This is a genomic window from Allobosea sp. CCNWLY174 (assembly GCF_037120455.1).
Taxonomy (GTDB): domain Bacteria; phylum Pseudomonadota; class Alphaproteobacteria; order Rhizobiales; family Beijerinckiaceae; genus Allobosea; species Allobosea lupini.
Genome location: NZ_JBBBBQ010000010.1, coordinates 21,853 through 44,829 on the forward strand (window position 1 = coordinate 21,853; position 22,977 = coordinate 44,829).

Genomic DNA, 22,977 nt, shown 5'->3' on the forward strand with positions numbered 1-22,977 from the left:
CTGCGTTGGCGCCCCGCTTCTGCGAGCCCGGCTATAATCGGACCTCCTGCGGCCGTCCATGCCGCCAACGCGACGAAGCTCAACCGAGATCGCGCCGCATCACCAGCGCGGCGGCGCGGCTGCCGTCCGGCTTCGGGTAGTATCCCTCGCGCCGCCCGACGGTCTCGAACCCGAGACGCCGGTAAAGCGCGATTGCCGGCGCATTGCCCTCCTCGACCTCGAGGAAGAGCCGTGCCGTGCCGCGCGCCGCCAATTGCGCGAGATGGGCTGACAGCAGCGTCTGCCCGAGCCCTGACCGGCGCTTCCCGCCGGCGACGACGATGCTCAGGATTTCCGCCTCGTCGGCGGCCAGCCGCGACATCACGAAGCCGCAAGGCTCGTTGGCGCTGCCGATGAACACACCCTCGGCCACGACCGCCCGGTCGGCGAGCAGGGCCGCGCACTCGCCGGGTTCCCACAGCCGCGCGAAGCCGCCCTGGTGATGCAGGGCCGCGACCTGGCGGGCATGGCGGACGTCGAGCGGGCCGGCGCGGCCCGTCTTCTGCCGGCGCTGGAACAGGGATTGGAACCAGTCCATCGCGCTAGATCACGATGATTCGGATCGAATCGATCCGGAATCATAAAACGTGATCGATTCTAACAGTTCAGAGCAGGATTCCTGCGAAAAACCGGTTCCCACTTTTTCGCATCCTGCTCTAGCGCCGCGGGAGCCGGGCGCGGTCCTGCGGCGTCGTTTCCGGCGCCTTGAGATAGAGCGGGCGCGGCGGGGCGCTTTCCGGGTCGGCGATCATGCCGAGGCGCGCCACCCAGATCACGTCCGGCGCCTTGGCGTCGTCGACGACGAGCGCGTCGAGGCCGATCGCCCAGGCCTCGTTGGCGACGGCGAGCGCGGCCGAACCGACCAGCGAGACCGGACCGGCGCCGATGGCGCGGGCAGCGTCGCGATGGTTCACCTGGCGGACCGAGACCAGCTGCTTGCCCTGCGCGTTCATCGCCTGGAACCAGACCTGGCCGTGCTTGGCATCGACTGCGGCGGCGACGACGCGTCCGCCCTCGCGGCCGATGAAGGGCGCGGCACTGGCGGCCAGCGTCGAGATCCCGATGGCGGGGATGCCGGCGGCGAACGCGATCGCTCTCGCCGCACTGATGCCGACGCGCAGGCCGGTATAGCTGCCGGGGCCGATGGTCACGGCGACGCGGTCGAGCGACGAAAAGCCGCCTTCCACCTTTGCCATCACGCGCTCGATCATCGGCATCAGCGCCTCGGCATGGCCGCGTTCCATCGCGGTCTGTTCGATCGCGAGCGGGGCGGGATCGCCGGCGTCGAGCACGCAGGCCGAGCAGGCGCCGAGCGCGGTGTCTATCGCGAGGATGCGCATCGGGGCTTAGGTCCGGTCTGCGATGCGGACGGAGATCAAACCGCCTCGACCTCGCGCACCTGCGGCAGGAAATGCCGCAGCAGGTTCTGGATGCCGTGCTTCAGCGTCGCCGTCGAGGAGGGGCAGCCCGAGCAGGAGCCCTTCATGACGAGGTAGACGGTGCCGTCCTTGTAGCCGCGGAAGGTGATGTCGCCGCCGTCGCCGGCGACGGCCGGACGGATGCGGGTCTCCAGCAGCTCCTTGATCGTGTCGACGGTCGCGGCGTCTTCCTCGGCGAAGAACTCGTCCTCGCTTTCGGCGAGTTCATCGACCGGAGCGCCGTCGCTCATCAGCGGCGCGCCCGACATGTAATGTTCCATGATCGCGCCGAGGATGGCGGGCTTGAGATGCGGCCACTCGCCCTCGGCCTTGGTCACGGTGATGAAGTCCGAGCCGAAGAACACGGCCGAGACGCCCTTGACGCCGAACAGGCGCGTCGCGAGCGGCGAGCGCTCGGCCAGGTTTGGGTCGCGCAATTCGATCGGCCCTTGCGGCGAGACGCTGCGGCCGGGCAGGAACTTCAGGGTGGCGGGATTGGGCGTGGCTTCGGTCTGGATGAACATGGCTTTGTCTCCGGCGCCGGCGGGTCAAGGCCGCCGTTCCTGGTCCCGATATAGGCCGGACGCTGGAATCATTCCAGCAGCTGCAAGCGCTGATCAGGCCAGCGCGTCGATTTCCTCGTCGGCGAGGTGTCCGGGCACGATCGCGACCGGGATCGGGAAACTGCCGGCGCCCTTGCCGGCGAGCGCGGCGACCAATGGGCCCGGCCCGTCGCGACCGGTGCCTGCGGCGAGCACCAGCAGCGAGATGTCCTCGTCGGCATCGATCAGCTTGACCATCTCGTCGGCCTTGACGCCGGTGCGCACGACCTTCTCCGGCTCGAGTCCGGCCAGCGAGCGCACGGCCGCGGCGGCCGCGTCGATCAGCTCCTGCGCCTCGGCCTCGGCGTCGGCCTGGACCATGTCGCCGACGCCGAGCCAGGTCTCGTCCGGTGGCGGGGTGACCACGCCGAGCAGCACGATCGACGCACCCAGGCGCGCGCAGCGGCGCGCCGCGAAGCGCACCGCCTTCGCGCACTCCGGGCTGTCGTCGACGACAGCGAGGAATTTCGGGCGATGGCCCGTCTCATAGGACCGCCGTCTCTTGACCATTGCCGTTGCCTGCCGCCGTTTCAGGACATGTCATGGTGACAGGCGTCGCAACGTCAGTGCAAGCCTCCCAATTGTCCCGATTCCGAAATTAGCCACTGCCCGATATCGAGTGTGGAGCGAATTCCAGAATCGTCAGGGACACTCGTAAACCCTTGATTCCTAGTGCCTTTCTTTGATTTCGACGTTCGCGCCGCACCTGATATCGACCGAGAGCGAACATCGAAATCACGACACTGGGCGCCCGCCGGATCAGCGCCTGCGCACGAAGCCGGTGATGTCCTTGACGTCGAGCATGATCGGCGCGGCGATCGCGGCGGCGCGGTCGGCGCCGTCGCTGAGGATGGCGTCGATATGGCTGGGATCGGCCAGCAGGCGGCGCATCTCGTCGGCAATCGGCGCGAGCTTGCCGACCGCCAGCTCGACCAGCGCCGCCTTGAAGCCGGAGAACTGGCTGCCGCCGAACTGGCCGAGCACCTGCGCCTTGCTCTCGCCGGAGAGCCCGGCATAGATCCCGACCAGGTTTTCGGCCTCCGGTCGGCCCTCCAGCCCCTTCTCCTCGGAGGGCAGCGCCTCCGGATCGGTCTTCGCCTTGCGGATCTTCTGGGCGATCATGTCGGCATCGTCGGTCAGGTTGATGCGCGAATAGTCCGACGGGTCCGATTTCGACATCTTCTTGGTGCCGTCGCGCAGGCTCATCACCCGCGGGGCCGGGCCCTGGATCATCGGCTCGGGCAGCGGGAAATAGCCGAGCTCGCCGGTGCCGAGGTCAAGCTCGGCGATGCGCTCGGCGAAGTCGTTGTTGAACTTCTGGGCGATGTCGCGGGTCAGCTCGAGATGCTGCTTCTGGTCCTCGCCGACCGGCACATGGGTCGCCTTGTAGAGCAGGATGTCGGCCGCCATCAGCACGGGATAGTCGTAGAGCCCGACCGAGGCGTTCTCGCGGTCCTTGCCGGCCTTCTCCTTGAACTGGGTCATGCGGTTGAGCCAGCCGAGGCGGGCGACGGTGTTGAACACCCAGGCGAGCTCGGCATGGCCGGAGACCTGGCTCTGGTTGAAGATGATGCTCTTCTTCGGATCGACGCCGGCAGCGATGTAGGCGGCCGCGACCTCGCGTGTGGCGCGGGTCAGCTCGGCCGGCCCGCCCCAGACGTCGAGCCCTTGCGTGATCGCGTGCATGTCGACGACGCAATAGATGCAGTCATGGGTCTTCTGCATCGCGACCCAGTTCACCAGCGCGCCGAGATAATTGCCGAGATGGAGCGTCGAGGTCGGCTGCATGCCGGAGAAGACGCGGGGAGAGAAAGCGGCCATGGGGCGCTCCGTCGTCAGGGCGAAGAAATCCTTCGAGTCGGGGGTCGATCCGCTCAGGAACGCGGCGTTCTGACGGATGCGCCGCGAAGGCGCAAGAGCCGCGAAGGCAGGACAGCGTCGAAGGCGCCGAGCAGGAAGCCGGCAACGGCGTAGACCGCAGCACCCGCGCAGCACAGCACTGCCAGCGCGCCGACCCGCCACAGGGCCGGCTGGCCCAGGTCGAGCGCGGAGAGCAGCGGCCTGAGCATGGCCTCGAGCACCGCGATCATGAGCAAGGCGGCCATGATGATCGCGAGGATCGTCCGGCCATCCGTCCAGCGCGGTCGCCACAGCCCTGCCCGCAGCAGATGGATCGCGAGCAGGCCCGCCTGGACGATGAAGGCGAGGCTTGCCGCCAGTGCACCGATCATCGCCGCATCGCGCCAGCCCAGCAAAGCGAAACCGGCTAGCGCGGCGACGGCGACAGCGGCAAAGCCGGCGATCAATGGCAGGCGCGGCTGCCGTCGCACGAAATAGACCTGTCCGAACACCTTGGCGGCGAGTGCGAAGGGCAGGCCGCAGGCGAAGGCTGCGAGCGCGGCGGCGGTACGCTCGCGGTCGGCAGCGTTGAACTGCCCGTTCTCGAACAGAACCGAGACGATCGGTTCGGCCAGCACGAACAGGGCCGTCGCGGCTGGGATCGCCAGTGCCAGGCCAAGTGCCAGCGCCCGGCCGAGCAGGGCGTCGTGGTCCGCCTGCGAGCGTTCGCCAGCCATGGCCGAGAGCACGACCGTGCCCATCGCGACGCCGAAGAAGGAGAGCGGCAACTGGAAGACGCGGTCGGCATAATACAGCGCCGAGACCGAGCCGGGCCCGGTCGAGGCGATTTGCGTCGAGATCAGGAGGACGAGTTGCGCGGCGGAGGCAGCGAGCAATGTCGCCCCGCCGGTCCTGACCAGCCTGCTCATATCCGTTGACCAGCGCAGGCCGGGGCGCGGCAGGCCGATGCCAAGCAGCCGCCATAGGATCATGGCGAGATGCGCCAGGCCGGTGAGGCTGAGGCAGGCGGCTAGCAATGTCGCGCTGCCATGGGCGTCACCGCCGCGGAACAGTGCGAACAGCAAGGCCGCGAGCAGGATCGCGTTCATCAGTGCCGGCGCCAACGCCGCCACGGTGAAGCGCCCCTCGGCATTGAGCAGCGCCGCGAGCAGTGCGGCAAGCGTGGTCAACAGCACGAAGGGCAGCATCAGCCGCGTGTAGTAGGCGGCGAGCGCCAGCGTCTGCGGTTCGTCGGCGAAGCCGCCGGCCAGGCCGAGCACGACCCAGGGCGCGAAGATTTCGGCCAGAACGACGAAGCCGAGCAGCAGCAGGCCGAGCTGGCTCGCGGCAGCGCCTGCAAAGCGCTTGGCGGCTTCTTCACCTCGCTCGGCCTTGATCGCGAGGTAGAGCGGCACGAAGGGCGCGTTCAGCCCGCCCTCGCCGAGCACGCGCCGGACGAGATTCGGCAGGCGCAAGGCTGCCAGGAAGGCGTCCGCCACGGGACCGGCGCCGAGCAGGCGCGCGATCAGCACGTCCCGGGCAAAGCCGAGCAGGCGCGACAGGATCGTCGCAGCGCCGACGATCAGCGAATCGCGGGCGAGGCGGGAGGATGTGGCCACTGGGTGCTCAGCGCTCGTTGCGAGCAATTATTTCTGCCGCTGTCAGCAGCAAGTAGTCAGCGTCAGGCACGGCGAACGCGTCCTGGAGTTCCGCCCTGAGCCGTTCGAAGGGCCACTGCTCAGTTCTCTCTTGGACGAGGGTAACGGGTTCGCATGAGGCGTCTGGGGTCAGAGGCGCCGTGTGGCGATTATTGCGTCGGGTCGTGGTCATGATGCGTGAAATGGCCTGCTCCAGCACGATCATGATGCACGAAATCGAGATGCGAGCCAGGGTCGTGGCTTTACGCCTAAGGCTGTGAATCCAAGTCCATATCTGCTCTGTCAGATTCCCTTGTCGTCATCCCGGGCGAGCGCAGCTCGACCCGGGATCCATTCCGGAACGGTTCAGGAATGGATCCCGGATCTTCGCTTTGCTCCGGCCGGGATGACCTCGCGGAAAACCCAAATCTGAACTTGAAACTTAGAGCTCTGGCCTCGTCCTACAGAATGAACCGGCTGAGATCGGCGTTTCTGGCGAGGTCGCCGATCCGCGCTTCGACATAGGCCGCATCGATGGTGATGCTCTCCCCGCCGCGATCCGTCGCCGTGAAGGAGATCTCGTCGAGGATGCGCTCGATCACGGTCTGGAGCCGGCGCGCGCCGATGTTCTCGACGCTCGAATTGACCTCGACCGCGATGCGGGCGATCGCCGCGACCGCGTCCGGCGTGAAGTCGATCGTGACCTGCTCGGTCGCCAGCATCGCCACCGACTGCTTGATCAGGCTGGCCTCGGTCTCGGTCAGGATGCGCTTGAAATCCTCGACGTCGAGCGACGAGAGCTCGACCCGGATCGGCAGGCGGCCCTGCAACTCCGGCAAGAGGTCCGATGGCTTCGAGACGTGGAAGGCACCCGACGCGATGAACAGGATGTGGTCGCTCTTCACCGGCCCGTGCTTGGTCGCCACCGTGGTGCCCTCGATCAGCGGCAGCAGGTCGCGCTGCACGCCTTCGCGCGAGACATCGGCGCCGCCGCGGCCCTCGCGGGCGCAGATCTTGTCGATCTCGTCGAGGAAGACGATGCCGTTGTTCTCGACCTCGCGGATCGCCGCCTGGACGATCGCGTCCTGATCGATCAGCTTGTCGCTCTCCTCGGCGAGCAGCGGTGCGTAGGCTTCCTTGACCAGCACGCGCTTGGGCTTGCCGCGCTGCCCGAAGGCCTTGCCGAGCATGTCGGAGAGGTTGATCGCGCCGATCGAGGCGCCGGGCATGCCAGGCACCTCGAACATCGGCGCGCTAGAGGCCGCCGAGGCGATCTCGACCTCGATCTCCTTGTCGTCGAGCTCGTTGTTGCGCAGCTTGCGGCGGAAGCTGTCGCGCGTGGTCGCGCTCGCCGTCGGTCCGACGAGGGCATCGAGTACGCGCTCCTCGGCCGCGACATGCGCCTTGGCCTCGACATCCTTGCGCCGGCTCTCGCGGACGAGGCCGATCGCGACCTCGACGAGGTCGCGCACGATCGATTCGACGTCGCGGCCGACATAGCCGACCTCGGTGAACTTGGTCGCCTCGACCTTGAGGAACGGTGCATTCGCCAGCTTGGCGAGGCGGCGCGCGATCTCGGTCTTGCCGCAGCCGGTCGGCCCGATCATCAGGATGTTCTTGGGCGCGACCTCCTCGCGCAGCGGCCCTTCGAGCTGCTGCCGGCGCCAGCGATTGCGCAGGGCGATCGCGACGGCGCGCTTGGCGTCCTTCTGGCCGACGATGAAGCGGTCGAGCTCGGAGACGATCTCGCGGGGGGAAAACGACGTCATCAAACAGGTTCCTGGATCATGATCAGCGCGGGGCCGTCGCCGGTCTCGCGAACGTCTAGGGCCGTGAAACCAGCCTTCTCATAGGCGCGGATCGCGGCGAGATTCTCCGGATCGGGGTCGATCACCACCCGCGGCGCGCCCTGCGCCAGCAGATGCCGGGTGAAGGCGCCGATGAAGCGGGTGCCATGTCCCTGGCCGAGCATGTCGGCCTCGCCGATGAACTGGTCGATCCCGCGCGTGCCGGCTGGCTGGTCCTGCAGCGGGTAGTCGGGCCAGAGCGCGGGATCCCAGCTCTGCTGGTGGGCGAAGGGGCGCCCGTCATGGCTGACGATCAGCGCCTCCATGCTGGGATCGCCGAAGATGCGCGCGATCTCGGCGAGCTCTTCGTCGGGGTCGCCCCACCAGCGCCGGACATGGTCCTGTTCGAGCCAGCGCGCCAGCATCGGGAAGTCGTCGGGCGTCGCGGGGGCGAATGAATAGCCGTCGGCGACGAAATTCATGGGGTCTCCAAGCTCTCGATGACGAGGGAATGGTTGGTATAGACGCAGATGTCGCCGGCGATCTTCATCGCCTTCCGCACGATCGTCTCGGCATCGGCCTCGCCGTCGATCAGGGCTCTGGCCGCCGCGAGCGCATAATTGCCGCCCGACCCGATCGCCATCACCGAGCCATGCTCGGACGCTTCCGGCTCGAGCACGTCGCCGGTGCCGGAGATCAGCAGCGAGACGTCCTTGTCGGCGACCAGCAGCATCGCCTCCAACCGGCGCAGATAGCGGTCGGTGCGCCAGTCCTTGGCGAGCTCGACGCAGGCGCGCAGCAATTGCGTCGGAAACTGCTCCAGCTTGGCCTCCAGCCGCTCGAACAAGGTGAAGGCGTCGGCGGTCGCGCCAGCGAAGCCCGCGATCACCGCACCCTTGGCGAGGCGGCGGACCTTCTTGGCGTTGCCCTTCATGATCGTCGGGCCGAGCGAAACCTGGCCGTCGCCGCCGATCACGACCCGGCTGCCCTTGCGCACCATCAGGATGGTGGTCGCGTGCATGACGGGGGCGTTGCTAGTCTCTGACATTGCGATTCGATCTCGGGCAAACGGTCGACGGGAACCGCCAAGATGTTCAGGCTGAAGCCCGGTATCAAGAGCGACCCGGTCAAACGCTGGAATCTGCCCGAGCGGGTCTTCTTCGCCTGCGGCGCCTGCCACATCCTCGCCTACGCCTTCCTGGAAACCTATCCGGAGCAGGGTTTCCACGCCGTCTGGATCAGACCGGCCAAGGGCTTCACCGGCAACCACGTCTTCGTCAGCGATGGCAAAATGGCCTTCGATTTTCACGGCTATCGCTGCGAAGAAGCCTTGGTCGCCCATCACTGGGCCAAGGGCCGGCTCTGGTGGCCGGGCTGGGACGGAACGCTCGTGTCCCTGCCCCAGGACGTCCTGATCAGCGAAGCGAAATCGAAGGCCTATGACGGTCTCTGGCTGCGCGAGCCCGGCCAGTTCCTCCACGATGCGCTGCCGAGGGCGCGGGCGTTCCTGGCCCGCTTCGGGCCGCCGCCGTCAGGCGCCGGCCAGGCTGGCGGCACATTGCTCGACGAAGCGGGCCTGCGCCGCCAGATAGGGGCCGGGGCCGTAGCTGATCCGTGACACGCCGAGCCGGATCAGGGTCTCGCGATCGGGCGCGCCACCCATCATCATCACGTTCACGGGTAGCGTCGACGCAGCGCAGATCGCCGCGATGCCGCTCTCGTCCAGCAGTCCGGGAATGAAGAAACCGTTGCAGCCGGCCTGCTGATAGGCCTGCGCCCGCTCGATCGCCGCGTCGATGAGGCCGGAGTGCCGCGTCTTGTCGGCCTCCAGCAGGAAAAGGTCGGTCCTGGCGTTGATGAACACGGCGATGCCGAGACGATCCGCCGCGCTCCGGATCGCCTTGATCCGCTGCACCTGGTCGGCGATGGCATAGAGCGCGCCTGCCCCGACGATCCGGTCCTCGAAGTTCAGGCCGACTGCGCCGGCTTCGATGATCCGCGCGGCATTCTTCGCGACGCCGTCCGGGTCTTTCGCGTAGCCGCCTTCGAAATCGACGGTCAGCGGCAGCGCGACGGAGGAGGCGATGCGGCCGACGATCGTTTCGATGAAGTCGAGCGGGATCGCCTCGCCGTCGTCGAAGCCATGGGCCGCCGCCATCGACCAGCTGCCGGTGGCGATCGCCTTACTCCCGGCCTTCGCGGCCGAGCGGGCGCTACCGGCATCCCAGATATTGTAGAGGATGAGCGGCCGGCCTTTGACGTGCAGTGCAGCGAACTGGCTCGCTCTGTCAGCCTGTGTCATCGCACCTCGCCCTGCCTCGCCGCGCCGCTGGTAGCGAACCCGGCTGTCGCCTTCTGTCAGCAGATGCGCCAGGCGCCGAGTCAACGAGAAAGGTCGGCCGAGAGCGGATCCGCCTCGATCGCCATGGCCTTCCGGCCGGTCGCCTGCTAAAGCGGGCACGGTTTTGCGAGGGTACAGAGGTCAGCATGCGTTCGGGCGAAGTGAAGCGCCGCACCAACGAGACCGACATCGCGGTCAAGCTCGTGCTCGACGGCACGGGCAAGGCCGAGATTGCCACAGGGGTCGGCTTCTTCGACCATATGCTCGATCTGTTCGCCCGCCATTCGCTGATCGACACCACGGTCAAGGTGAAGGGCGACACCCATATCGACGACCATCACTCGGTCGAGGATGCCGGCATCGCGCTCGGCGAGGCCCTGAAGCAGGCGCTCGGCGACAAGAAGGGCATCCGCCGCTATGCCGATGTCCACCTGCCGATGGACGAGACGCTGACCCGCGTCGCGGTCGACGTCTCCGGCCGGCCTTTCCTGGTCTTCCGGACGCAGTTCAGGGCGGAGAAGATCGGCACTTTCGACACCGAACTGGTGCGCGAGTTCTTCCAGGCCTTCGCGATCAATGCCGGGTTGACCCTGCATGTCGAGACGCTCTATGGCGACAATGCCCACCATATCGCCGAAAGCTGCTTCAAGGGTCTGGCCCGTGCGCTGCGCCAGGCGCTGGAAGTCGATCCGCGCGAGGGCGGCCGCGTGCCCTCGACCAAGGGCGCCCTCTAGAGCATTGCGCGAAAAAGTGGAAACCGGTTTTTTGCTTGAGCAATGCTCTAAACTTTTGGGATCAAAGGGATCGCTGCCATGGCGTTCTATCAGGCTCTGATCCCGCCGCCGGGCGCCGGCGGGCTGCGCGAAGAGGTCGAGCAGGCCAGGCTCCTGCCCGAGACCTTCACCTTTTCGGCGCTGGTCTTCGGCGGTCTCTGGCTGCTGTTCAAACGGCTCTGGCTCGCCTTCATCCTCTATGCGCTGGTGTGGGGCGGGCTGGTCTACCTGCAGCGCCAGATCGGCTTCTCCTTTTTCGCGGTGATGCTGTCGCATACCGCGCTTGCGGTCTTCCTCGGCTTCGAGGGTCAGAACCTGATTGCGCGCAAGCTGATGCGGAAGGGCTGGCGGCTGGTCGATGTGGTCGAGGCGCCGGATCTCTCCAGTGCCGAGCGCCGCTTCTTCGAGCGGGCCCTGCCGGCCGGCGCGCCGCCCCGCATCGTCGAGACGGCACCGGTTCCCGCGCGCTTCGCAGAGAGCTCCGCGCCGGTGATCGGCCTCTTCCCGGAGGCGAACGGGCGATGAGCCAGACCGTCACCATCGTCGATTACGGCTCGGGCAATCTGCACTCGGCCGCCAAGGCCTTTGAGCGCGCCGCCGTTGAGGCCGGCACGCCAGCGACCATCCGCGTCACCAGCGATCCCGCCGAGGTCCGCGCCGCCGATCGCATCGTGCTGCCTGGCGTCGGCGCCTTCGCCGACTGCCGGCGCGGGCTCGACGCCGTCCCCGGCATGGTCGAGGCGCTGGAGGAGACCGTGCGCGGCAAGGGCCGGCCCTTCCTCGGCATCTGCGTCGGCATGCAGCTGATGGCGAGCCGCGGCCTCGAATATGTCACCACCGAGGGCCTTAACTGGATTGCCGGCGACGTCGCGCTGATCCGCCCGGGCGATGACGCCCTGAAGATCCCGCATATGGGCTGGAACACGCTGCACCCGCAGGACGAGCATCCGCTCCTCGCCGGAATCGAGACCGGCCCTTCCGGCTGGCACGCCTATTTCGTCCACTCCTACGCGCTGACGGCCACAAGGCCGGAGGAGGTGCTGGCGCTGACCGATTACGGCGGCCCGGTCACCGCGATCGTGGCAAAGGACAATATTGCCGGCACCCAGTTCCACCCCGAGAAGAGCCAGAAGCTCGGCCTCAAGCTGATCGGCAATTTCCTGAGATGGGCGCCGTGATTCTCTTCCCTGCCATCGACCTGAAGGAAGGCCGCTGCGTCCGCCTGAAGCAGGGCGACATGGATCAGGCGACGATCTTCAACGACGATCCCGCCGCCCAGGCCGCGACCTTCGAGGGACAGGGCTTCCAGTGGCTTCACGTCGTTGATCTCGATGGCGCCTTCGCCGGCAAGCCGATGAACGCGGCTGCGGTCGAAGCGATCCTGAAACGCGTTCTCTTCCCCGTTCAGCTCGGCGGCGGCATCCGCGACATGAAGACGGTCGAGGGCTGGCTCGCCAAGGGCATTGCCCGCGTCATCATCGGCACGGCGGCGGTGCGCGATCCCGGTTTCGTCCGCGAGGCCGCGAAGGCGTTTCCGGGCAAGGTCGCGGTCGGCATCGATGCGCGCGACGGCTTCGTCGCCGTGGAAGGCTGGGCCGAGACCTCGGCGCTCGCCGCCGACGATCTTGGGCGCCGCTTCGAGGATGCCGGCGTCGCCGCGATCGTCTACACCGACATCGCCCGTGACGGCATGCTCCAGGGCATCAACTGGGACGGTACGATCGCGCTCGCCCATGCGCTGACGATCCCGGTGATCGCCTCGGGCGGCCTGGCCTCCATGGCCGATATCGAACGCCTCTGCGCGCCCGATGCCGCGATCCTCGAGGGCGCGATCACCGGCCGCGCCCTTTATGACGGCCGGATCGATCCTGCGGCGGCGCTGGCGCGGCTGGCGGCCGCCTGAGCCTCAGCGAAGATACTGCTCGTAGTAGCGCTGGTACTCGCCGGTCGCTTTGGCGATGTGCAGCCACTGGTCGACGAAGGCCTTGAAGATCACGTCGCCGCGCGGCAGCAGATAGCCGATCTCGATGAAGGTCAGGGGCTTGTCGGGATTGATGGCGCACAGGCCCGGCTTCAGCTTCTGCTGCACGGTCGCCTCGATCGCCTCGGTGACAAACACGTCGGCACGCCCAGCCAGGATTTCGTCGAAGATGCCGACATTGTCCTGGTGAAGCATGACCTTGGCCTGTTTGAAGTTGCTCTTGGCGAAGCGCTCATTGGTGCCGCCGGGATTGGCGATCGCGGTGACGCCGGGCTTGTCGATGTCGGCGACGCTCTGGAACCTGTCCTTGTCGGCGCAGCGCACCAGCGGGATCTTGCCGGTCCGCAGCGCTGGATCCGAGTAGAACACGCGCTTCTGCCGCTCCAGCGTCACGCCGATGCCGCCCATGGCGACATCGCATTTGCCGCCGGTGAAATCGGCCATCAGCTCGGCCCATTTCGTCCGCACGAATTTGGGCTCGACGCCGATCGCCTTGGCGAGCGACTTCGCCATCTCGATGTCGATGCCCTCATAGCTGTCGCTGACGGCATTGGTGAACGGCTTGTAGTCGCCGGTGGTGCAGATCCGCAGCGTCCCGGCGCTCTGGATCGCATCGAGTGCGCTGGCCGGTGCCTGCGCCTGGACGGCGCCGATCGAGATGAAGCCTGCGCAGGCGGCGGAGAACGCCGCGCGGATGATCGTCGACAGCATGAAAAAGCCCTCATCCCCTCTCTTGTCAGTGCCGCAAGGAGAGCAGCGCGCGGGACCAGCTTCAACTGCCAAGCGGGTAAGGGCGCCCGTGCCTGGCATGCATCGCTTGCCTAGCAGGCGTTGCATCGCATCGTGCTGAAACATGCTGCAGGTTGCGCCACGCCACTGTCTGTCAGCGAAGCGGCGCAACCCTGCCGAAAAGTCAGCGAACGAACTGATTGTAGATCGTGCCGAACTCCCCGGTTGCCTTGGCGAGATGCAGCCACTGGTCGACGAACGCCTTGAAGACGATGTCGCCGCGCGGCAGCAGATAGCCCATTTCGCCATATTGCAGCGGCGAGTCCGGGTTGATGGCGCACAAGCCCGGGCGGATCTTCTCCTGGACCTTCGTCTCGATCGACTCGGCCACCATGACGTCGGCCTTGCCGGCGAGGATCTGATCCCAGATCGTGACGTTGTCCGGGAAGATCTCGATCTTGGCCTGCTTGAAGTTGGCGCGCACGAAGCGCTCGTTCGTGCCGCCCGGATTGACGATGACGCGTGTCTCCGGCTTGTCGATGTCGGCGACGGTCTGGAACTTCGAGACGTCGGCGCAGCGTGCGATCGGCGCCTTGCCGTTGATCAGATAGGGCGCGGAGAAGAAGGCGCGCTTCTGCCGGTCGAGCGTCACCGAGATGCCGCCCATGGCGATGTCGCATTTGCCGCCGGTGAAGTCGTTCATCAGGTCGGCCCATTTCGTCTGCACGAACTTGGCCTCGACGCCGATGGCCTTCGCCAGCGATTTTCCGAGCTCGATGTCGATGCCCTCATAGCTGCCGTCCTTGGCGAGCGTGAACGGCTTGTAGTCGCCGGTGGTGCAGATCTGCAGGGCTCCGCGGCTCTGGATTGTCTCGAGCTGGCTGGCCGGAGCCTGCGCCAGCGCGGCGGCGCTCAAACCGAGCCCGGCCACGGCGCTCAGCACAGCCAGTTTCAGGCCCTTGAAGGGCGATGCGATCGTCATGGAAATCCCCTCGGCTTTGCTTGTGGCGCGCAGGAGAGCAGGGATCGTGGCGGCGATCAATCCGGCCTGTGTGCGCTGCGTTTGCGTGCCGTGCAGCGGCAGCGCTATATGCGCCGACCCGTTTTTGTCGCTCCCGCTCGGGCAGGCCCGCCGATGACCTTGAAGACCCGCATCATCCCCTGCCTCGACGTCAAAGACGGCCGCGTCGTCAAAGGCGTGAAATTCGTCGATCTCGTCGATGCCGGCGATCCCGTCGAGGCCGCCAAGGCCTATGACGCGGCCGGGGCCGACGAGCTCTGCTTCCTCGACATCACCGCAAGCCATGAGGCGCGCGGGACCTTGCTCGACGTCGTCACCCGCACGGCCGAGGCCTGCTTCATGCCGCTGACCGTCGGCGGCGGCGTGCGCAAGGTCGAGGATATCCGCGCGCTGCTGCTGGCCGGCGCCGACAAGGTCGCGATCAACACCGCGGCGGTGACCAACCGCCCCTTCGTCAAGGAAGCTGCGGAAAAATTCGGCGACCAGTGCATCGTCGTCGCCATCGACGCCAAGCAGGTCACGCCCGGGCGCTGGGAAATCTTCACCCATGGCGGGCGCAACGCCACCGGGATCGACGCCATCGCCTTCGCCCGCGAGGTCGTCTCGCTCGGCGCCGGCGAGTTGCTGGTGACCTCGATGGACCGCGACGGCACAAAATCTGGTTACGACATCGGCCTGACCCAGCGCATCGCCGACGCGGTCTCGGTGCCGGTGATCGCCTCGGGTGGGGTCGGCGATCTCGACGATCTCGTCGCCGGCGTGCGCGACGGCCATGCCTCGGCGGTGCTCGCCGCCTCGATCTTCCATTTCGGCACCTACAGCATTCCGCAGGCCAAGGCGCATATGGCCGCCGCCGGGCTGGCGATGCGGCTGGATTGAGCGATGACCTCTTTTTCCCTCGCTGACCTCGAACGCATCGTCGCCGAGCGCGCCAGTGTTTCGCCGGAAGAATCCTGGACGGCCAAGCTCTTGGCCGCCGGACCCGAGCGCGCCGCCAAGAAGTTCGGCGAGGAAGCGGTCGAGGCCGTCATCGCCGCTGTTAAGGGCGATCGCGACGAACTGATCGCCGAGAGCGCCGATGTGCTTTATCATCTTTTGGTCGTGCTCAGGTCACGCGATGTTGCATTGCGGGACGTCTTGAGCCAGCTTGAGGCCCGCACCGCGCGCTCCGGCCTGGCCGAGAAGGCGGCGCGACCCCGTTAGGGCATGGTCGTGCCCAAGGTTTGAAAGTCGAGGCCGTTGCGTTGAACCTCGAAGCTTGGAATACGGGGGGCATCATGGATCAGCGTCCGCTCGCGGCGCCCTCCGCCCCCGATCTGGTCTCGCCCTATCGCAGTTTCTCGCGCGACGAATGGGCGCATTTGCGAGCCGATGCGCCGCTGACGCTGTCGGTCGACGACCTGACCAAGCTGCAATCGATCAACGACCCGATCTCGCTCGACGAGATCGTCGCGATCTACCTGCCGCTTTCGCGCCTGCTCTCGCTCTACGTCGCCGCGACGCAAGGGTTGTTCAAGGCGACGCAGCGCTTCCTGATGGCCGAGGCCGAGGTCAAGGTCCCCTATGTCATCGGCGTCGCCGGCTCGGTCGCGGTCGGCAAGTCGACCACGGCGCGCGTCCTGAAGGCTCTGCTCTCGCGCTGGCCGAACACGCCCAAGGTCGAGCTCGTCACCACCGACGGTTTCCTCCTGCCCAATGCCGAGCTCGAACGCCGCGGGCTGATGCAGCGCAAGGGTTTTCCGGAGAGCTATGACAGCGCCGCGATCCTGCGGTTCCTCTCCGATGTGAAGGCCGGCAAGCGCGCCGTCAGCGCCCCCGTCTATTCGCATCTGGTCTACGACGTCGTGCCCGGCGAGCAGGTCACGGTCGAGCGGCCGGACATCCTGATCCTCGAAGGGCTGAACGTGCTGCAGGCGAGCCGCCTGCCCAAGGACGGCACGGTCACCCCGATCGTCTCGGATTTCTTCGACTTCTCGGTCTATCTCGACGCTGACGAGAACGACCTGCACCGCTGGTACGTCAACCGCTTCATGACGCTGCGCCAGACCGCCTTCCGCGATCCGCGCTCCTTCTTCCGCAAGTACGCCGAGATCGGCGAGGACGAGGCGCTCTCGATCGCCGAGAAGCTCTGGACCGGCATCAACCTGCCCAATCTGCGCGAGAACATCGTGCCGACCCGCCAGCGCGCCAGTCTGATCCTGACCAAGGGCGCGAGCCACCGCATCCAGCAGGTCGCGCTGCGGCGGCTTTAGCGCGGCATCGAACCGCCGGGTCCAAAACCACGATGACGACCTATGTCGCCCTGCTGCACTCGATCGTGCTCGGCCCCGGCAGGCGCGTGCTGATGGTGGATCTGAAGGCGATGGCGGCGGAACTCGGCTTTCATGATGTGCGCAGCTGGGTCGCCACCGGCAACCTGATCTTCGAGGGCGAGGATGCGCCGCTTGCGACGGTCGAAAGCCGCTTGGAAGCGGGCTTCCGCACCCGCTTCGGCAAGCATGTCGACATCATCGCGCGCACCGCCGAGGCCTGGAAGCGGCTCGCGGCCCGGAATCCCTTTCCGAACGGCAACGGCGCCGATATCGGCATCCGCGTCATGCGAAAGCCGCTCGGCCCTGACGCCCTGTCCATGCTCCGCCGGCTCGCCGCGCCGGGCATTGCGCTTGCGCTCTCCGACGGCGATCTCTGGATCGATTTCGGCGGCAAGCCGAGCGAGACGAGGCTGCTCTCGCATCTGACGACGAGAAAGCTCGGCATCGGCACGCTGCGCAACGCCAATACCGTCAACGCGCTCGCCGCGATGCTGGACTGATGCCTCTCGATTTCGCGTCCCTCGGCCTGATGGCGGGTGCAGCCTTCGTCGCCGCGACGTTGCTGCCGGCCCAGTCGGAAGCGGTCTTCATCGGGCTCCTGGCGGCGAAATCGGTCGATCCGACGCTGCTCTTCATCGTCGCCTCGGTCGCGAATACCGCCGGCTCGGTCGTCAACTGGTGGCTCGGCCGGCTGATCGCGACGGGTGGCGTCGAGCGGTTGCCGGCGCGGCTCCGGCCAGATCCCGTGCGTTTCGCCAAGGCGCAGGGCTGGTTCGCCCGCTTCGGCTGGCCGTCCTTGCTCTTCGCCTGGCTGCCGATCGGTGGCGATCCGCTGACCTTCGTCGTCGGCTCGCTCAACTATCCGCTCGGACGCTTCGTTTTGCTCGTGTTCATCGGCAAGGCGGCACGCTATGCCTTGCTCTGGGCGGGCTGGGCCGCCGCTGCATAAGCATTTGCGCGGATTCCGGTCTCGGGCTACCAGCGAGGCCCTTTCTGATGGAGACCAGATCATGAGCATCAAGCGCATCGCCCCCGGCCCGCGCATGTCGAAGGCCGTCGTGCATGGCAACACGGTCTATCTCGCCGGTCAGGTCGCCGACAAGGCGGCCGGCAAGAGCGTCGCCGAGCAGACCAAGGACATTCTCTCGATCATCGACGGCCTCCTGGCCGAAGCCGGCACCGACAAGTCGAAGCTGCTGATGGTCAACATCTGGCTCTCGGACATGTCGACCTTCGCCGAGATGAATGCGGTCTGGGACGGTTGGGTCTCGGCCGGCAACACGCCGGGCCGCGCCACAGTCGAGGCCAAGCTCGCCGGCCCGCAATACACCGTCGAGATCGCGGTCATCGCCGCGATCTGATCGCTGTCGCACGAGAGCAGGATCCGCAAAGTGGGAACCGGTCTGTCGCTGAGATCCTGCTCTGGGTTCTTGGGATCGATCACCGTGATCTAGGGTGACGGGAAACGTGAATCCGGAACTCGCCGCCATCCTTGCCCGTGTCTCGCAGCGCGAGGGCGTTCCCCCCGCGCTGCTGCTGGGCGTGCTCGCCTCGATGGGCGACGCTTCCGGCAAGCCCGATTTCACCCGCATCGAGAACAACCTGGCGCGCCGCGCCGGGGATTTCCGCAGCCTGCAGGCCCGGCTCGCCAAGCCGTCCGGGAACGATCCCGAGCGCGACCGGCTCCAGGGACAGGCCATTCAGGCGCTGGCCGACGGCCGGCTCGCCGAAGCTGATCGCCTGCTCGCTTTGGCTGAGCAGCGCAATCTCGATGGCGCCGCTGCTCCCGATGCGCTCTCCCGGGATCGTCTGCTCGCCGCCGCCGCCGGCCGCGCCGATCGTGGAGCCGTGGCGATGCTGCACCTCAATCCGCAAGCCTATCGCGAGGCCGCCGAGCGCTATGCCGAGGCCGCGCTGATCGCCGATTCGGCCGAAGGTGGCAGCGGGCTGACTTATGCCTGGATGCAGGCCGATGCGCTGGCGCGGCGCGGCGCCGACTTTTCCGACAAGGCCGCCTTCGTCGCGTCGATCGGCCAGCTGCGCGGCATGCTCGCCAAGCTCGACAATTTCGACCAGACCGTGCTCTGGGCCGAGACCCAGCTCAGGCTGGCGCGCTCGCTTACCGGGCTGTCGCATTATGAAGGCGGCAGCGCCCTGCTGCGCCAGGTGGTCGAGATCTACCGCACGACGCTGGAGGACCTGACTCGCGCCAAGGCGCCGCGCCTCTGGACCGCGCTTCAGACCAGGCTGGGCGAGGCGCTGGCCCGGCTCGGCGAGATCGAGGACGATGCCGGCCTGCTCGACGACGGAGTCGCTGCCTTTCGCGCCGGGCTGTCAGGGATGACGCGCGCCGACATGCCGCGCGAATGGGGCCGCCTGCAATGGGAGCTCGGCAAGGCCCATGTCGCGCTTGGCCTTCGTGCCAGCGGCGTCTCGGCTTTCGAAGCGGCGGTGAACTGCTTCAAGCTGGTGCTCGACGACCGGCCGCGCGAGAACGTCCCGCTCGACTGGGCCGAGGTGCAGGACCGGATCGGCGCCGCGCTGGTCGGCCTCGCCCGCTATTACAACGAGCCGGTCGTGCTGGAAGAGGCGATCGCTGCCTTCGACGCGGCGCTGGAGGTCAGGCGTCGCGAGATCGTGCCCTCGCTCTGGGCTGAGAGCGCCGCGAACCGGGCCGAGGCGCGGCTGGAGCTGGCCGAGCGCATCCGCCACCGCGCCGAGGCCGAAAGGGCGACCACCGAGCTCGTCATGGCGATCGAGACGCTGCGCGGGCTCGGGCTCGCGGCCGAGGCCAAGCGGCGTGAGCCGAAACTGCGGCGGGCCGCAGTCCTCGTCGAGACCCTTCGGAAGAGCTGATCAGGCCCTGACGCGCAGGGCAGCGAGCCTCTCCAGCGCCTTGTCGAGCGTGGCGTCGTGCTTGGCGAAGCAGAAGCGCACGACATTGCGCACCGCCCCTTCCGCATAGAAGGCGCTGACCGGGATCGCGGCGACGCCGTGCTCGGCGACCAGCCGCTGGCAGAAGGCGACGTCGTCGCTTTGCCCGAGCGGGGCGATGTCGACATTCAGGAAATAGGTGCCGGCGCTCGGCAGCACGCTGAAGCCGAGATCGCTGAGGCCGCCTGCGAAGCGATCGCGCGAGCGCTGGAAATCGGCGCGCATTCCCTCGAAATACCCGTCGGCCTTGCCCAGGCCATAGGCGACCGCCGCCTGCAGGTTCGGCGGCGTGGTGAAGGTGATGTACTGGTGCGCCTTGGCGAGCACGCGCATCAGCTCGGGCGCCGCCATCACCATCCCGACCTTCCAGCCGGTCAGCGAGAAGATCTTGCCGGCCGAGGAGATCTTGACCGTGCGCTCGCGCATGCCCGGCCGGCTCATCAATGGCTGATGGCGGTGGCCGTCAAAGACGACATGCTCCCAGACGTCGTCGCAGATCGCGACCGCATCGTGCCGGATGCAGAACGAGGCCAGGAGGTCGAGATCGGCCTCGCTGAAATTGGTCGCGGTCGGGTTGAGCGGATTGTTGAACAGCACCACCCTGGTCTTCGGCGAAAAGGCTTTCGCCAGCGCCTCCTCGCTCAGCCCGAAATGCGGCGGCGTCAGCGTCACGAATTTCGGGATGCCACCGGCGCGCCGCACCAGCGGCAGGTAGGCGTCGTACATCGGCTCGAACAGCACGACCTCGTCGCCGGGCGAGACGATCGCCATCAGCGCGCCGGCGATCGCCTCGGTTGCGCCGGAGGTGATCATCACCTCGGCCTCCGGATCGAGCTCCAGACCCTGCCAATGCCGAAAATGCGTCGCCGTCGCCTGGCGCAGCTCCGGCAGGCCCATCATTGGCGGATACTGATTCCAGCCCTCGATCACGGCTTGCGCCGCCTTGCGGCGGACGTCCTCGGGGCCGGGGTCGTCGGGAAAGCCCTGGCCGAGGTTGACGGCCTGGTGCTCGCGCGCGAGCCGCGACATGGTCTCGAAGATCGTCGTCGGAAGGGCGGAAAAGATCGGGTTCATCGCGGCTGGCTTCACTCGGGAAGGCGGGCGGAAAGGCTCGGATGCCGCCATAGCACGCGCAACGCCGGTGTGCATCGTCCCGAAAAAGCGGCAGATTATGCGAAGTGATGAATATTGACATTCGTCAGTAGTCAGTGTCTTCTACCCCTCAGCCGGTTCACGACAGCACTTCCGCGGTTTCTTCGCCCCTTTGGAGCCGTGGGACGCTGGCGTGGATCGGTGAGCTTTTTCTGGGGCTGGAAGCGGGCTAGGCAGGCTCCATGCATCCCTCCCACCGAATCCCTGCCCTGATGGTGCTCGGCACCGGCTCCAATGTCGGCAAGTCGCTGCTCGTCGCCGGCCTCTGCCGCCTCTTCGCCGATCGCGGGCTGAAAGTGCGCCCGTTCAAGCCGCAGAACATGTCGAACAACGCCGCCGCGACCGCACAGGGCGAGATCGGCCGGGCCCAGGCGCTGCAGGCGCGTGCGGCCCGGATCGCCGCCCATGTCGACATGAACCCGGTGCTGCTCAAGCCGGAGAGCGAGCGCGGCAGCCAGATCATCCTGCAGGGCCGCGTCGCCGGCCATCTCTCCTCCGGGGATTTCAGCCGCCGCGGCGATTTCCTGCCGAAGGTGCTGGAGAGCTTCGAGCGCCTGAGCGATGGCGCCGACCTGATCCTGGTCGAGGGCGCGGGTTCGCCGGCCGAGACCAATCTGCGCGCCCGCGACATCGCCAATCTCGGCTTTGCGCGCGCTGCCGGCGTTCCGGCGATCCTCGTCGGCGATATCGACCGCGGCGGGGTCATCGCCAGTCTCGTCGGCAGCCATGCCGTGCTCGATGCCGAGGACCGAGCGATGATCCGCGGCTTCGCCATCAACCGCTTCCGCGGCGATGTCGGCCTGTTCACCCCGGCGCTCGACACGATCACCCGGGCGACCGGCTGGCCGAGCCTCGGCGTCGTGCCCTGGTTCGCCGATGCTGCGCGCCTGCCGGCCGAGGACGGGCTCGACCTGGTCCGCGGCGCCCCGGCTCGCGATGGCGGGCTGAAGATCGCCGTGCCGGTCCTGCCCGGCATCGCCAATTTCGACGATCTCGATCCGCTCAAGCTCGAGCCCGGCGTCGAGCTTGTCTTCGTTGGCCCGGGCACGCCATTGCCGGGTGACGCCGCCCTGGTGATCCTGCCGGGCTCGAAGACGACGCTGCGCGATCTCGCCAGGCTGCGGGAGGAAGGCTGGGACATCGACATCCTCGCCCATCGCCGCCGCGGCGGCCATGTCCTCGGTCTCTGCGGCGGCTACCAGATGCTCGGCCGGAGCGTGCGCGACCCGCTCGGGCTCGAAGGCCCGGCCGGCGCCGCCCCTGGGCTCGGCCTGCTCGACATCGAGACCGAGCTCACGCCGGACAAGACGGTGCGCGAGGTCGCGGTCGTCCATCCGGAGAGCGGCACGGCGGGCCGCGCCTACGAGATCCATCTCGGCGTCAGCGACGGGCCGGACCGCGTGCGGGCGCCGTTCCGCGTCGACGGTCGGTCGGAAGGGGCTCGCAGCGCCGACGGAAGGGTGGTCGGGACCTATCTCCATGGCGTCCTGACCTGCGACCCGCTGCGCCGCGCCTGGCTCGAAAACCTGGCGGGAAAGCCGCTGGCGGAGGGAGAAGCCTATGAACCGGCCGTGGAGGCGGCGCTCGACCGCCTGGCCGGGCATCTGGAGCGCCATCTCGACATCGACGCCATCCTCGCACTGGCGCGATCGCGCTCCTGACATCGAACGGTTGTTCCGCGAAAAACTGTCAGGAGGACACAAATAAAGCTTTGCCGTTCAATTTGTTGACGACTGACGAAATTCGTCATAGGCAACGATGGCGTCCGCAGACGGCCTATGGGAACAAGTCATCAGACCGGGAAGTTGCTGTGGCATGAGCACAGTAGAGCGCGATACGAGGCACGACATCATCGATGTCGCCGAGCGGTTCTTCCGCCAGATCGGCTATCAGAAGACCACTGTCGCCGATATCGCCAAGTCGCTGCGCATGAGCCCGGCGAATGTCTATCGTTTCTTCGACTCGAAGAAGGCGATCAACGAGGCCGTCGCCGAGCGCTCGATGAGCGAGCTCGAAGCGACCGTAGCCGCGATCGCCGCCGAGAAGCGTCCTGCGAGCGAGCGCCTGCGCGACATCCTCTCTGCGACCTGCCGCATCAATGCGGCCCGCTATCTCGACAATCACCGCCTGCATGAAATGGTCGCCTGCGCGATGGAGGAGAGCTGGGACGTCGTCCGCGGCCATATCGAGCGCTATGACGCGATCCTGCGCTCGGTCGTCGCCGACGGCATCGCCAGGGGCGAGTTCACCGCCCGCGATCCGGTCACCGCGACCCATTGCGTCCGCATGGCGATGCTGCGCTTCTGTCATCCGCTCCTGCTCGCCCAATGTGCCGAGCTTCCCGGCCCGACCGTCGAGGAGATGATCGATTTCATCCTCGCCGGGCTGGGCGCTGTCCGCTCCGCTGCCTGA

27 protein-coding genes are annotated in these 22,977 nt (G+C 67.1%); 14 read left to right on the top strand and 13 right to left on the bottom strand.

The window, feature by feature from the left end; all coding sequences use genetic code 11:
- Positions 1 to 79: 79 nt before the first annotated feature.
- The 9 genes from V7S63_RS23400 to hslV all read right to left on the bottom strand — a co-directional run bounded on the left by V7S63_RS23400 (position 80) and on the right by hslV (position 8,370).
- On the bottom strand, positions 80 to 577 hold the full coding sequence (locus tag V7S63_RS23400; RefSeq protein WP_336532000.1) for a GNAT family N-acetyltransferase: 498 nt from the start codon (positions 575 to 577) through the stop codon (positions 80 to 82).
- A 118-nt stretch (positions 578 to 695) separates the two neighbouring features.
- Positions 696 to 1,379, bottom strand: coding sequence for a tRNA (adenosine(37)-N6)-threonylcarbamoyltransferase complex dimerization subunit type 1 TsaB (tsaB, locus tag V7S63_RS23405; RefSeq protein ID WP_336532001.1), 684 nt, complete (start codon positions 1,377 to 1,379; stop codon positions 696 to 698).
- Positions 1,380 to 1,414: 35 nt separating this feature from the next.
- Positions 1,415 to 1,981 carry a NifU family protein gene (locus V7S63_RS23410; RefSeq protein WP_336532002.1) on the bottom strand — a complete coding sequence of 189 codons (567 nt, stop codon included), beginning with the start codon at positions 1,979 to 1,981 and terminating at the stop codon, positions 1,415 to 1,417.
- 93 nt (positions 1,982 to 2,074) lie between these two features.
- Positions 2,075 to 2,569 carry a universal stress protein gene (locus tag V7S63_RS23415; RefSeq protein ID WP_091835787.1) on the bottom strand — a complete coding sequence of 165 codons (495 nt, stop codon included), beginning with the start codon at positions 2,567 to 2,569 and terminating at the stop codon, positions 2,075 to 2,077.
- Positions 2,570 to 2,818: 249 nt separating this feature from the next.
- The gene (gene trpS, locus V7S63_RS23420) at positions 2,819 to 3,880 is read right to left on the bottom strand and encodes a tryptophan--tRNA ligase (protein ID WP_091835784.1); all 1,062 of its coding nucleotides are present in this window, start codon (positions 3,878 to 3,880) and stop codon (positions 2,819 to 2,821) included.
- Positions 3,881 to 3,933: 53 nt separating this feature from the next.
- Positions 3,934 to 5,517 carry a murein biosynthesis integral membrane protein MurJ gene (gene murJ / locus V7S63_RS23425; RefSeq protein WP_336532003.1) on the bottom strand — a complete coding sequence of 528 codons (1,584 nt, stop codon included), beginning with the start codon at positions 5,515 to 5,517 and terminating at the stop codon, positions 3,934 to 3,936.
- Between the two features lie 479 nt (positions 5,518 to 5,996).
- The gene (hslU, locus tag V7S63_RS23430; RefSeq protein WP_100964506.1) at positions 5,997 to 7,304 is read right to left on the bottom strand and encodes an ATP-dependent protease ATPase subunit HslU; all 1,308 of its coding nucleotides are present in this window, start codon (positions 7,302 to 7,304) and stop codon (positions 5,997 to 5,999) included.
- On the bottom strand, positions 7,304 to 7,804 hold the full coding sequence (locus tag V7S63_RS23435) for a GNAT family N-acetyltransferase (protein ID WP_100964504.1): 501 nt from the start codon (positions 7,802 to 7,804) through the stop codon (positions 7,304 to 7,306). Before V7S63_RS23435 ends, hslU begins: the two co-directional genes overlap by 1 nt.
- Positions 7,801 to 8,370 carry an ATP-dependent protease subunit HslV gene (gene hslV / locus V7S63_RS23440; RefSeq protein ID WP_091835770.1) on the bottom strand — a complete coding sequence of 190 codons (570 nt, stop codon included), beginning with the start codon at positions 8,368 to 8,370 and terminating at the stop codon, positions 7,801 to 7,803. The genes V7S63_RS23435 and hslV overlap by 4 nt, the downstream gene beginning before the upstream one ends.
- Before the next feature lie 42 nt (positions 8,371 to 8,412).
- On the opposite strand from hslV, the gene V7S63_RS23445 reads away from it, so the two are divergent.
- The gene (locus tag V7S63_RS23445; protein ID WP_336532004.1) at positions 8,413 to 8,940 is read left to right on the top strand and encodes a hypothetical protein; all 528 of its coding nucleotides are present in this window, start codon (positions 8,413 to 8,415) and stop codon (positions 8,938 to 8,940) included.
- Here V7S63_RS23445 and V7S63_RS23450 read toward each other — a convergent pair.
- Entirely contained in the window at positions 8,854 to 9,624 is a 771-nt protein-coding gene (locus tag V7S63_RS23450) for an isocitrate lyase/PEP mutase family protein (protein WP_336532005.1), read from the bottom strand. The two genes, V7S63_RS23445 and V7S63_RS23450, sit on opposite strands and share 87 nt — an antisense overlap.
- Before the next feature lie 185 nt (positions 9,625 to 9,809).
- Here V7S63_RS23450 and hisB point away from each other — a divergent pair, with 185 nt between their 5' ends.
- The 4 genes from hisB to hisA all read left to right on the top strand — a co-directional run bounded on the left by hisB (position 9,810) and on the right by hisA (position 12,339).
- Positions 9,810 to 10,397 (top strand): imidazoleglycerol-phosphate dehydratase HisB, encoded by a 588-nt coding sequence (gene hisB / locus V7S63_RS23455; protein ID WP_291674022.1) that lies wholly within the window; start codon positions 9,810 to 9,812, stop codon positions 10,395 to 10,397.
- A 78-nt stretch (positions 10,398 to 10,475) separates the two neighbouring features.
- Positions 10,476 to 10,961: a DUF2628 domain-containing protein gene (locus V7S63_RS23460; RefSeq protein WP_336532006.1), complete on the top strand. Its 486-nt coding sequence runs from the start codon at positions 10,476 to 10,478 to the stop codon at positions 10,959 to 10,961.
- A complete protein-coding gene (gene hisH / locus V7S63_RS23465; RefSeq protein ID WP_336532007.1) occupies positions 10,958 to 11,614 on the top strand; it encodes an imidazole glycerol phosphate synthase subunit HisH in 657 nt (218 codons plus the stop codon). The genes V7S63_RS23460 and hisH overlap by 4 nt, the downstream gene beginning before the upstream one ends.
- Complete coding sequence (hisA, locus tag V7S63_RS23470) at positions 11,602 to 12,339, top strand: 1-(5-phosphoribosyl)-5-[(5-phosphoribosylamino)methylideneamino]imidazole-4-carboxamide isomerase (RefSeq protein ID WP_336532008.1); 738 nt, start codon at positions 11,602 to 11,604, stop codon at positions 12,337 to 12,339. The genes hisH and hisA overlap by 13 nt, the downstream gene beginning before the upstream one ends.
- Positions 12,340 to 12,342: 3 nt before the next feature.
- Here the strand turns inward: hisA and V7S63_RS23475 are convergent, their stop codons facing one another.
- Both V7S63_RS23475 and V7S63_RS23480 read right to left on the bottom strand, forming a co-directional pair.
- A complete protein-coding gene (locus tag V7S63_RS23475) occupies positions 12,343 to 13,128 on the bottom strand; it encodes a transporter substrate-binding domain-containing protein (RefSeq protein WP_336532009.1) in 786 nt (261 codons plus the stop codon).
- A 202-nt stretch (positions 13,129 to 13,330) separates the two neighbouring features.
- Positions 13,331 to 14,128: a transporter substrate-binding domain-containing protein gene (locus tag V7S63_RS23480; protein ID WP_100964542.1), complete on the bottom strand. Its 798-nt coding sequence runs from the start codon at positions 14,126 to 14,128 to the stop codon at positions 13,331 to 13,333.
- Positions 14,129 to 14,281: 153 nt separating this feature from the next.
- On the opposite strand from V7S63_RS23480, the gene hisF reads away from it, so the two are divergent.
- The 7 genes from hisF to V7S63_RS23515 all read left to right on the top strand — a co-directional run bounded on the left by hisF (position 14,282) and on the right by V7S63_RS23515 (position 19,335).
- Positions 14,282 to 15,046 (top strand): imidazole glycerol phosphate synthase subunit HisF, encoded by a 765-nt coding sequence (gene hisF / locus V7S63_RS23485; protein WP_092159819.1) that lies wholly within the window; start codon positions 14,282 to 14,284, stop codon positions 15,044 to 15,046.
- A 3-nt stretch (positions 15,047 to 15,049) separates the two neighbouring features.
- Positions 15,050 to 15,370, top strand: coding sequence for a phosphoribosyl-ATP diphosphatase (locus V7S63_RS23490; protein WP_091835745.1), 321 nt, complete (start codon positions 15,050 to 15,052; stop codon positions 15,368 to 15,370).
- 74 nt (positions 15,371 to 15,444) lie between these two features.
- Entirely contained in the window at positions 15,445 to 16,419 is a 975-nt protein-coding gene (gene coaA / locus V7S63_RS23495) for a type I pantothenate kinase (RefSeq protein ID WP_091835742.1), read from the top strand.
- A gap of 32 nt (positions 16,420 to 16,451) precedes the next feature.
- Complete coding sequence (locus V7S63_RS23500; protein WP_336532010.1) at positions 16,452 to 16,979, top strand: DUF1697 domain-containing protein; 528 nt, start codon at positions 16,452 to 16,454, stop codon at positions 16,977 to 16,979.
- Positions 16,979 to 17,428 (top strand): YqaA family protein, encoded by a 450-nt coding sequence (locus V7S63_RS23505; RefSeq protein WP_336532011.1) that lies wholly within the window; start codon positions 16,979 to 16,981, stop codon positions 17,426 to 17,428. Before V7S63_RS23500 ends, V7S63_RS23505 begins: the two co-directional genes overlap by 1 nt.
- Positions 17,429 to 17,489: 61 nt before the next feature.
- Positions 17,490 to 17,840, top strand: a complete 351-nt coding sequence (locus V7S63_RS23510) for a RidA family protein (RefSeq protein WP_100964486.1) — start codon at positions 17,490 to 17,492, stop codon at positions 17,838 to 17,840.
- A 94-nt stretch (positions 17,841 to 17,934) separates the two neighbouring features.
- A complete protein-coding gene (locus V7S63_RS23515; RefSeq protein WP_336532012.1) occupies positions 17,935 to 19,335 on the top strand; it encodes a hypothetical protein in 1,401 nt (466 codons plus the stop codon).
- Here the strand turns inward: V7S63_RS23515 and V7S63_RS23520 are convergent, their stop codons facing one another.
- On the bottom strand, positions 19,336 to 20,487 hold the full coding sequence (locus V7S63_RS23520) for an aminotransferase (protein WP_336532013.1): 1,152 nt from the start codon (positions 20,485 to 20,487) through the stop codon (positions 19,336 to 19,338).
- A 260-nt stretch (positions 20,488 to 20,747) separates the two neighbouring features.
- Between V7S63_RS23520 and V7S63_RS23525 the strand changes: the two genes are divergently transcribed.
- Together V7S63_RS23525 and V7S63_RS23530 are read left to right on the top strand one after the other, a co-directional pair.
- Positions 20,748 to 22,226 (top strand): cobyric acid synthase, encoded by a 1,479-nt coding sequence (locus V7S63_RS23525; RefSeq protein WP_336532014.1) that lies wholly within the window; start codon positions 20,748 to 20,750, stop codon positions 22,224 to 22,226.
- A 154-nt stretch (positions 22,227 to 22,380) separates the two neighbouring features.
- A complete protein-coding gene (locus V7S63_RS23530; RefSeq protein WP_091835720.1) occupies positions 22,381 to 22,977 on the top strand; it encodes a TetR/AcrR family transcriptional regulator in 597 nt (198 codons plus the stop codon).

Bases quoted from the DNA above. Each gene is read 5' to 3' on its own strand.
- V7S63_RS23400 (WP_336532000.1), bottom strand. From the start codon at position 577: ATGGACTGGTTCCAATCCCTGTTCCAGCGCCGGCAGAAGACGGGCCGC.
- tsaB (WP_336532001.1), bottom strand. From the start codon at position 1,379: ATGCGCATCCTCGCGATAGACACCGCGCTCGGCGCCTGCTCGGCCTGC.
- V7S63_RS23410 (WP_336532002.1), bottom strand. From the start codon at position 1,981: ATGTTCATCCAGACCGAAGCCACGCCCAATCCCGCCACCCTGAAGTTC.
- V7S63_RS23415 (WP_091835787.1), bottom strand. From the start codon at position 2,569: ATGGTCAAGAGACGGCGGTCCTATGAGACGGGCCATCGCCCGAAATTC.
- trpS (WP_091835784.1), bottom strand. From the start codon at position 3,880: ATGGCCGCTTTCTCTCCCCGCGTCTTCTCCGGCATGCAGCCGACCTCG.
- hslU (WP_100964506.1), bottom strand. From the start codon at position 7,304: ATGACGTCGTTTTCCCCCCGCGAGATCGTCTCCGAGCTCGACCGCTTC.
- V7S63_RS23435 (WP_100964504.1), bottom strand. From the start codon at position 7,804: ATGAATTTCGTCGCCGACGGCTATTCATTCGCCCCCGCGACGCCCGAC.
- hslV (WP_091835770.1), bottom strand. From the start codon at position 8,370: ATGTCAGAGACTAGCAACGCCCCCGTCATGCACGCGACCACCATCCTG.
- V7S63_RS23445 (WP_336532004.1), top strand. From the start codon at position 8,413: ATGTTCAGGCTGAAGCCCGGTATCAAGAGCGACCCGGTCAAACGCTGG.
- V7S63_RS23450 (WP_336532005.1), bottom strand. From the start codon at position 9,624: ATGACACAGGCTGACAGAGCGAGCCAGTTCGCTGCACTGCACGTCAAA.
- hisB (WP_291674022.1), top strand. From the start codon at position 9,810: ATGCGTTCGGGCGAAGTGAAGCGCCGCACCAACGAGACCGACATCGCG.
- V7S63_RS23460 (WP_336532006.1), top strand. From the start codon at position 10,476: ATGGCGTTCTATCAGGCTCTGATCCCGCCGCCGGGCGCCGGCGGGCTG.
- hisH (WP_336532007.1), top strand. From the start codon at position 10,958: ATGAGCCAGACCGTCACCATCGTCGATTACGGCTCGGGCAATCTGCAC.
- hisA (WP_336532008.1), top strand. From the start codon at position 11,602: ATGGGCGCCGTGATTCTCTTCCCTGCCATCGACCTGAAGGAAGGCCGC.
- V7S63_RS23475 (WP_336532009.1), bottom strand. From the start codon at position 13,128: ATGCTGTCGACGATCATCCGCGCGGCGTTCTCCGCCGCCTGCGCAGGC.
- V7S63_RS23480 (WP_100964542.1), bottom strand. From the start codon at position 14,128: ATGACGATCGCATCGCCCTTCAAGGGCCTGAAACTGGCTGTGCTGAGC.
- hisF (WP_092159819.1), top strand. From the start codon at position 14,282: ATGACCTTGAAGACCCGCATCATCCCCTGCCTCGACGTCAAAGACGGC.
- V7S63_RS23490 (WP_091835745.1), top strand. From the start codon at position 15,050: ATGACCTCTTTTTCCCTCGCTGACCTCGAACGCATCGTCGCCGAGCGC.
- coaA (WP_091835742.1), top strand. From the start codon at position 15,445: ATGGATCAGCGTCCGCTCGCGGCGCCCTCCGCCCCCGATCTGGTCTCG.
- V7S63_RS23500 (WP_336532010.1), top strand. From the start codon at position 16,452: ATGACGACCTATGTCGCCCTGCTGCACTCGATCGTGCTCGGCCCCGGC.
- V7S63_RS23505 (WP_336532011.1), top strand. From the start codon at position 16,979: ATGCCTCTCGATTTCGCGTCCCTCGGCCTGATGGCGGGTGCAGCCTTC.
- V7S63_RS23510 (WP_100964486.1), top strand. From the start codon at position 17,490: ATGAGCATCAAGCGCATCGCCCCCGGCCCGCGCATGTCGAAGGCCGTC.
- V7S63_RS23520 (WP_336532013.1), bottom strand. From the start codon at position 20,487: ATGAACCCGATCTTTTCCGCCCTTCCGACGACGATCTTCGAGACCATG.
- V7S63_RS23525 (WP_336532014.1), top strand. From the start codon at position 20,748: ATGCATCCCTCCCACCGAATCCCTGCCCTGATGGTGCTCGGCACCGGC.
- V7S63_RS23530 (WP_091835720.1), top strand. From the start codon at position 22,381: ATGAGCACAGTAGAGCGCGATACGAGGCACGACATCATCGATGTCGCC.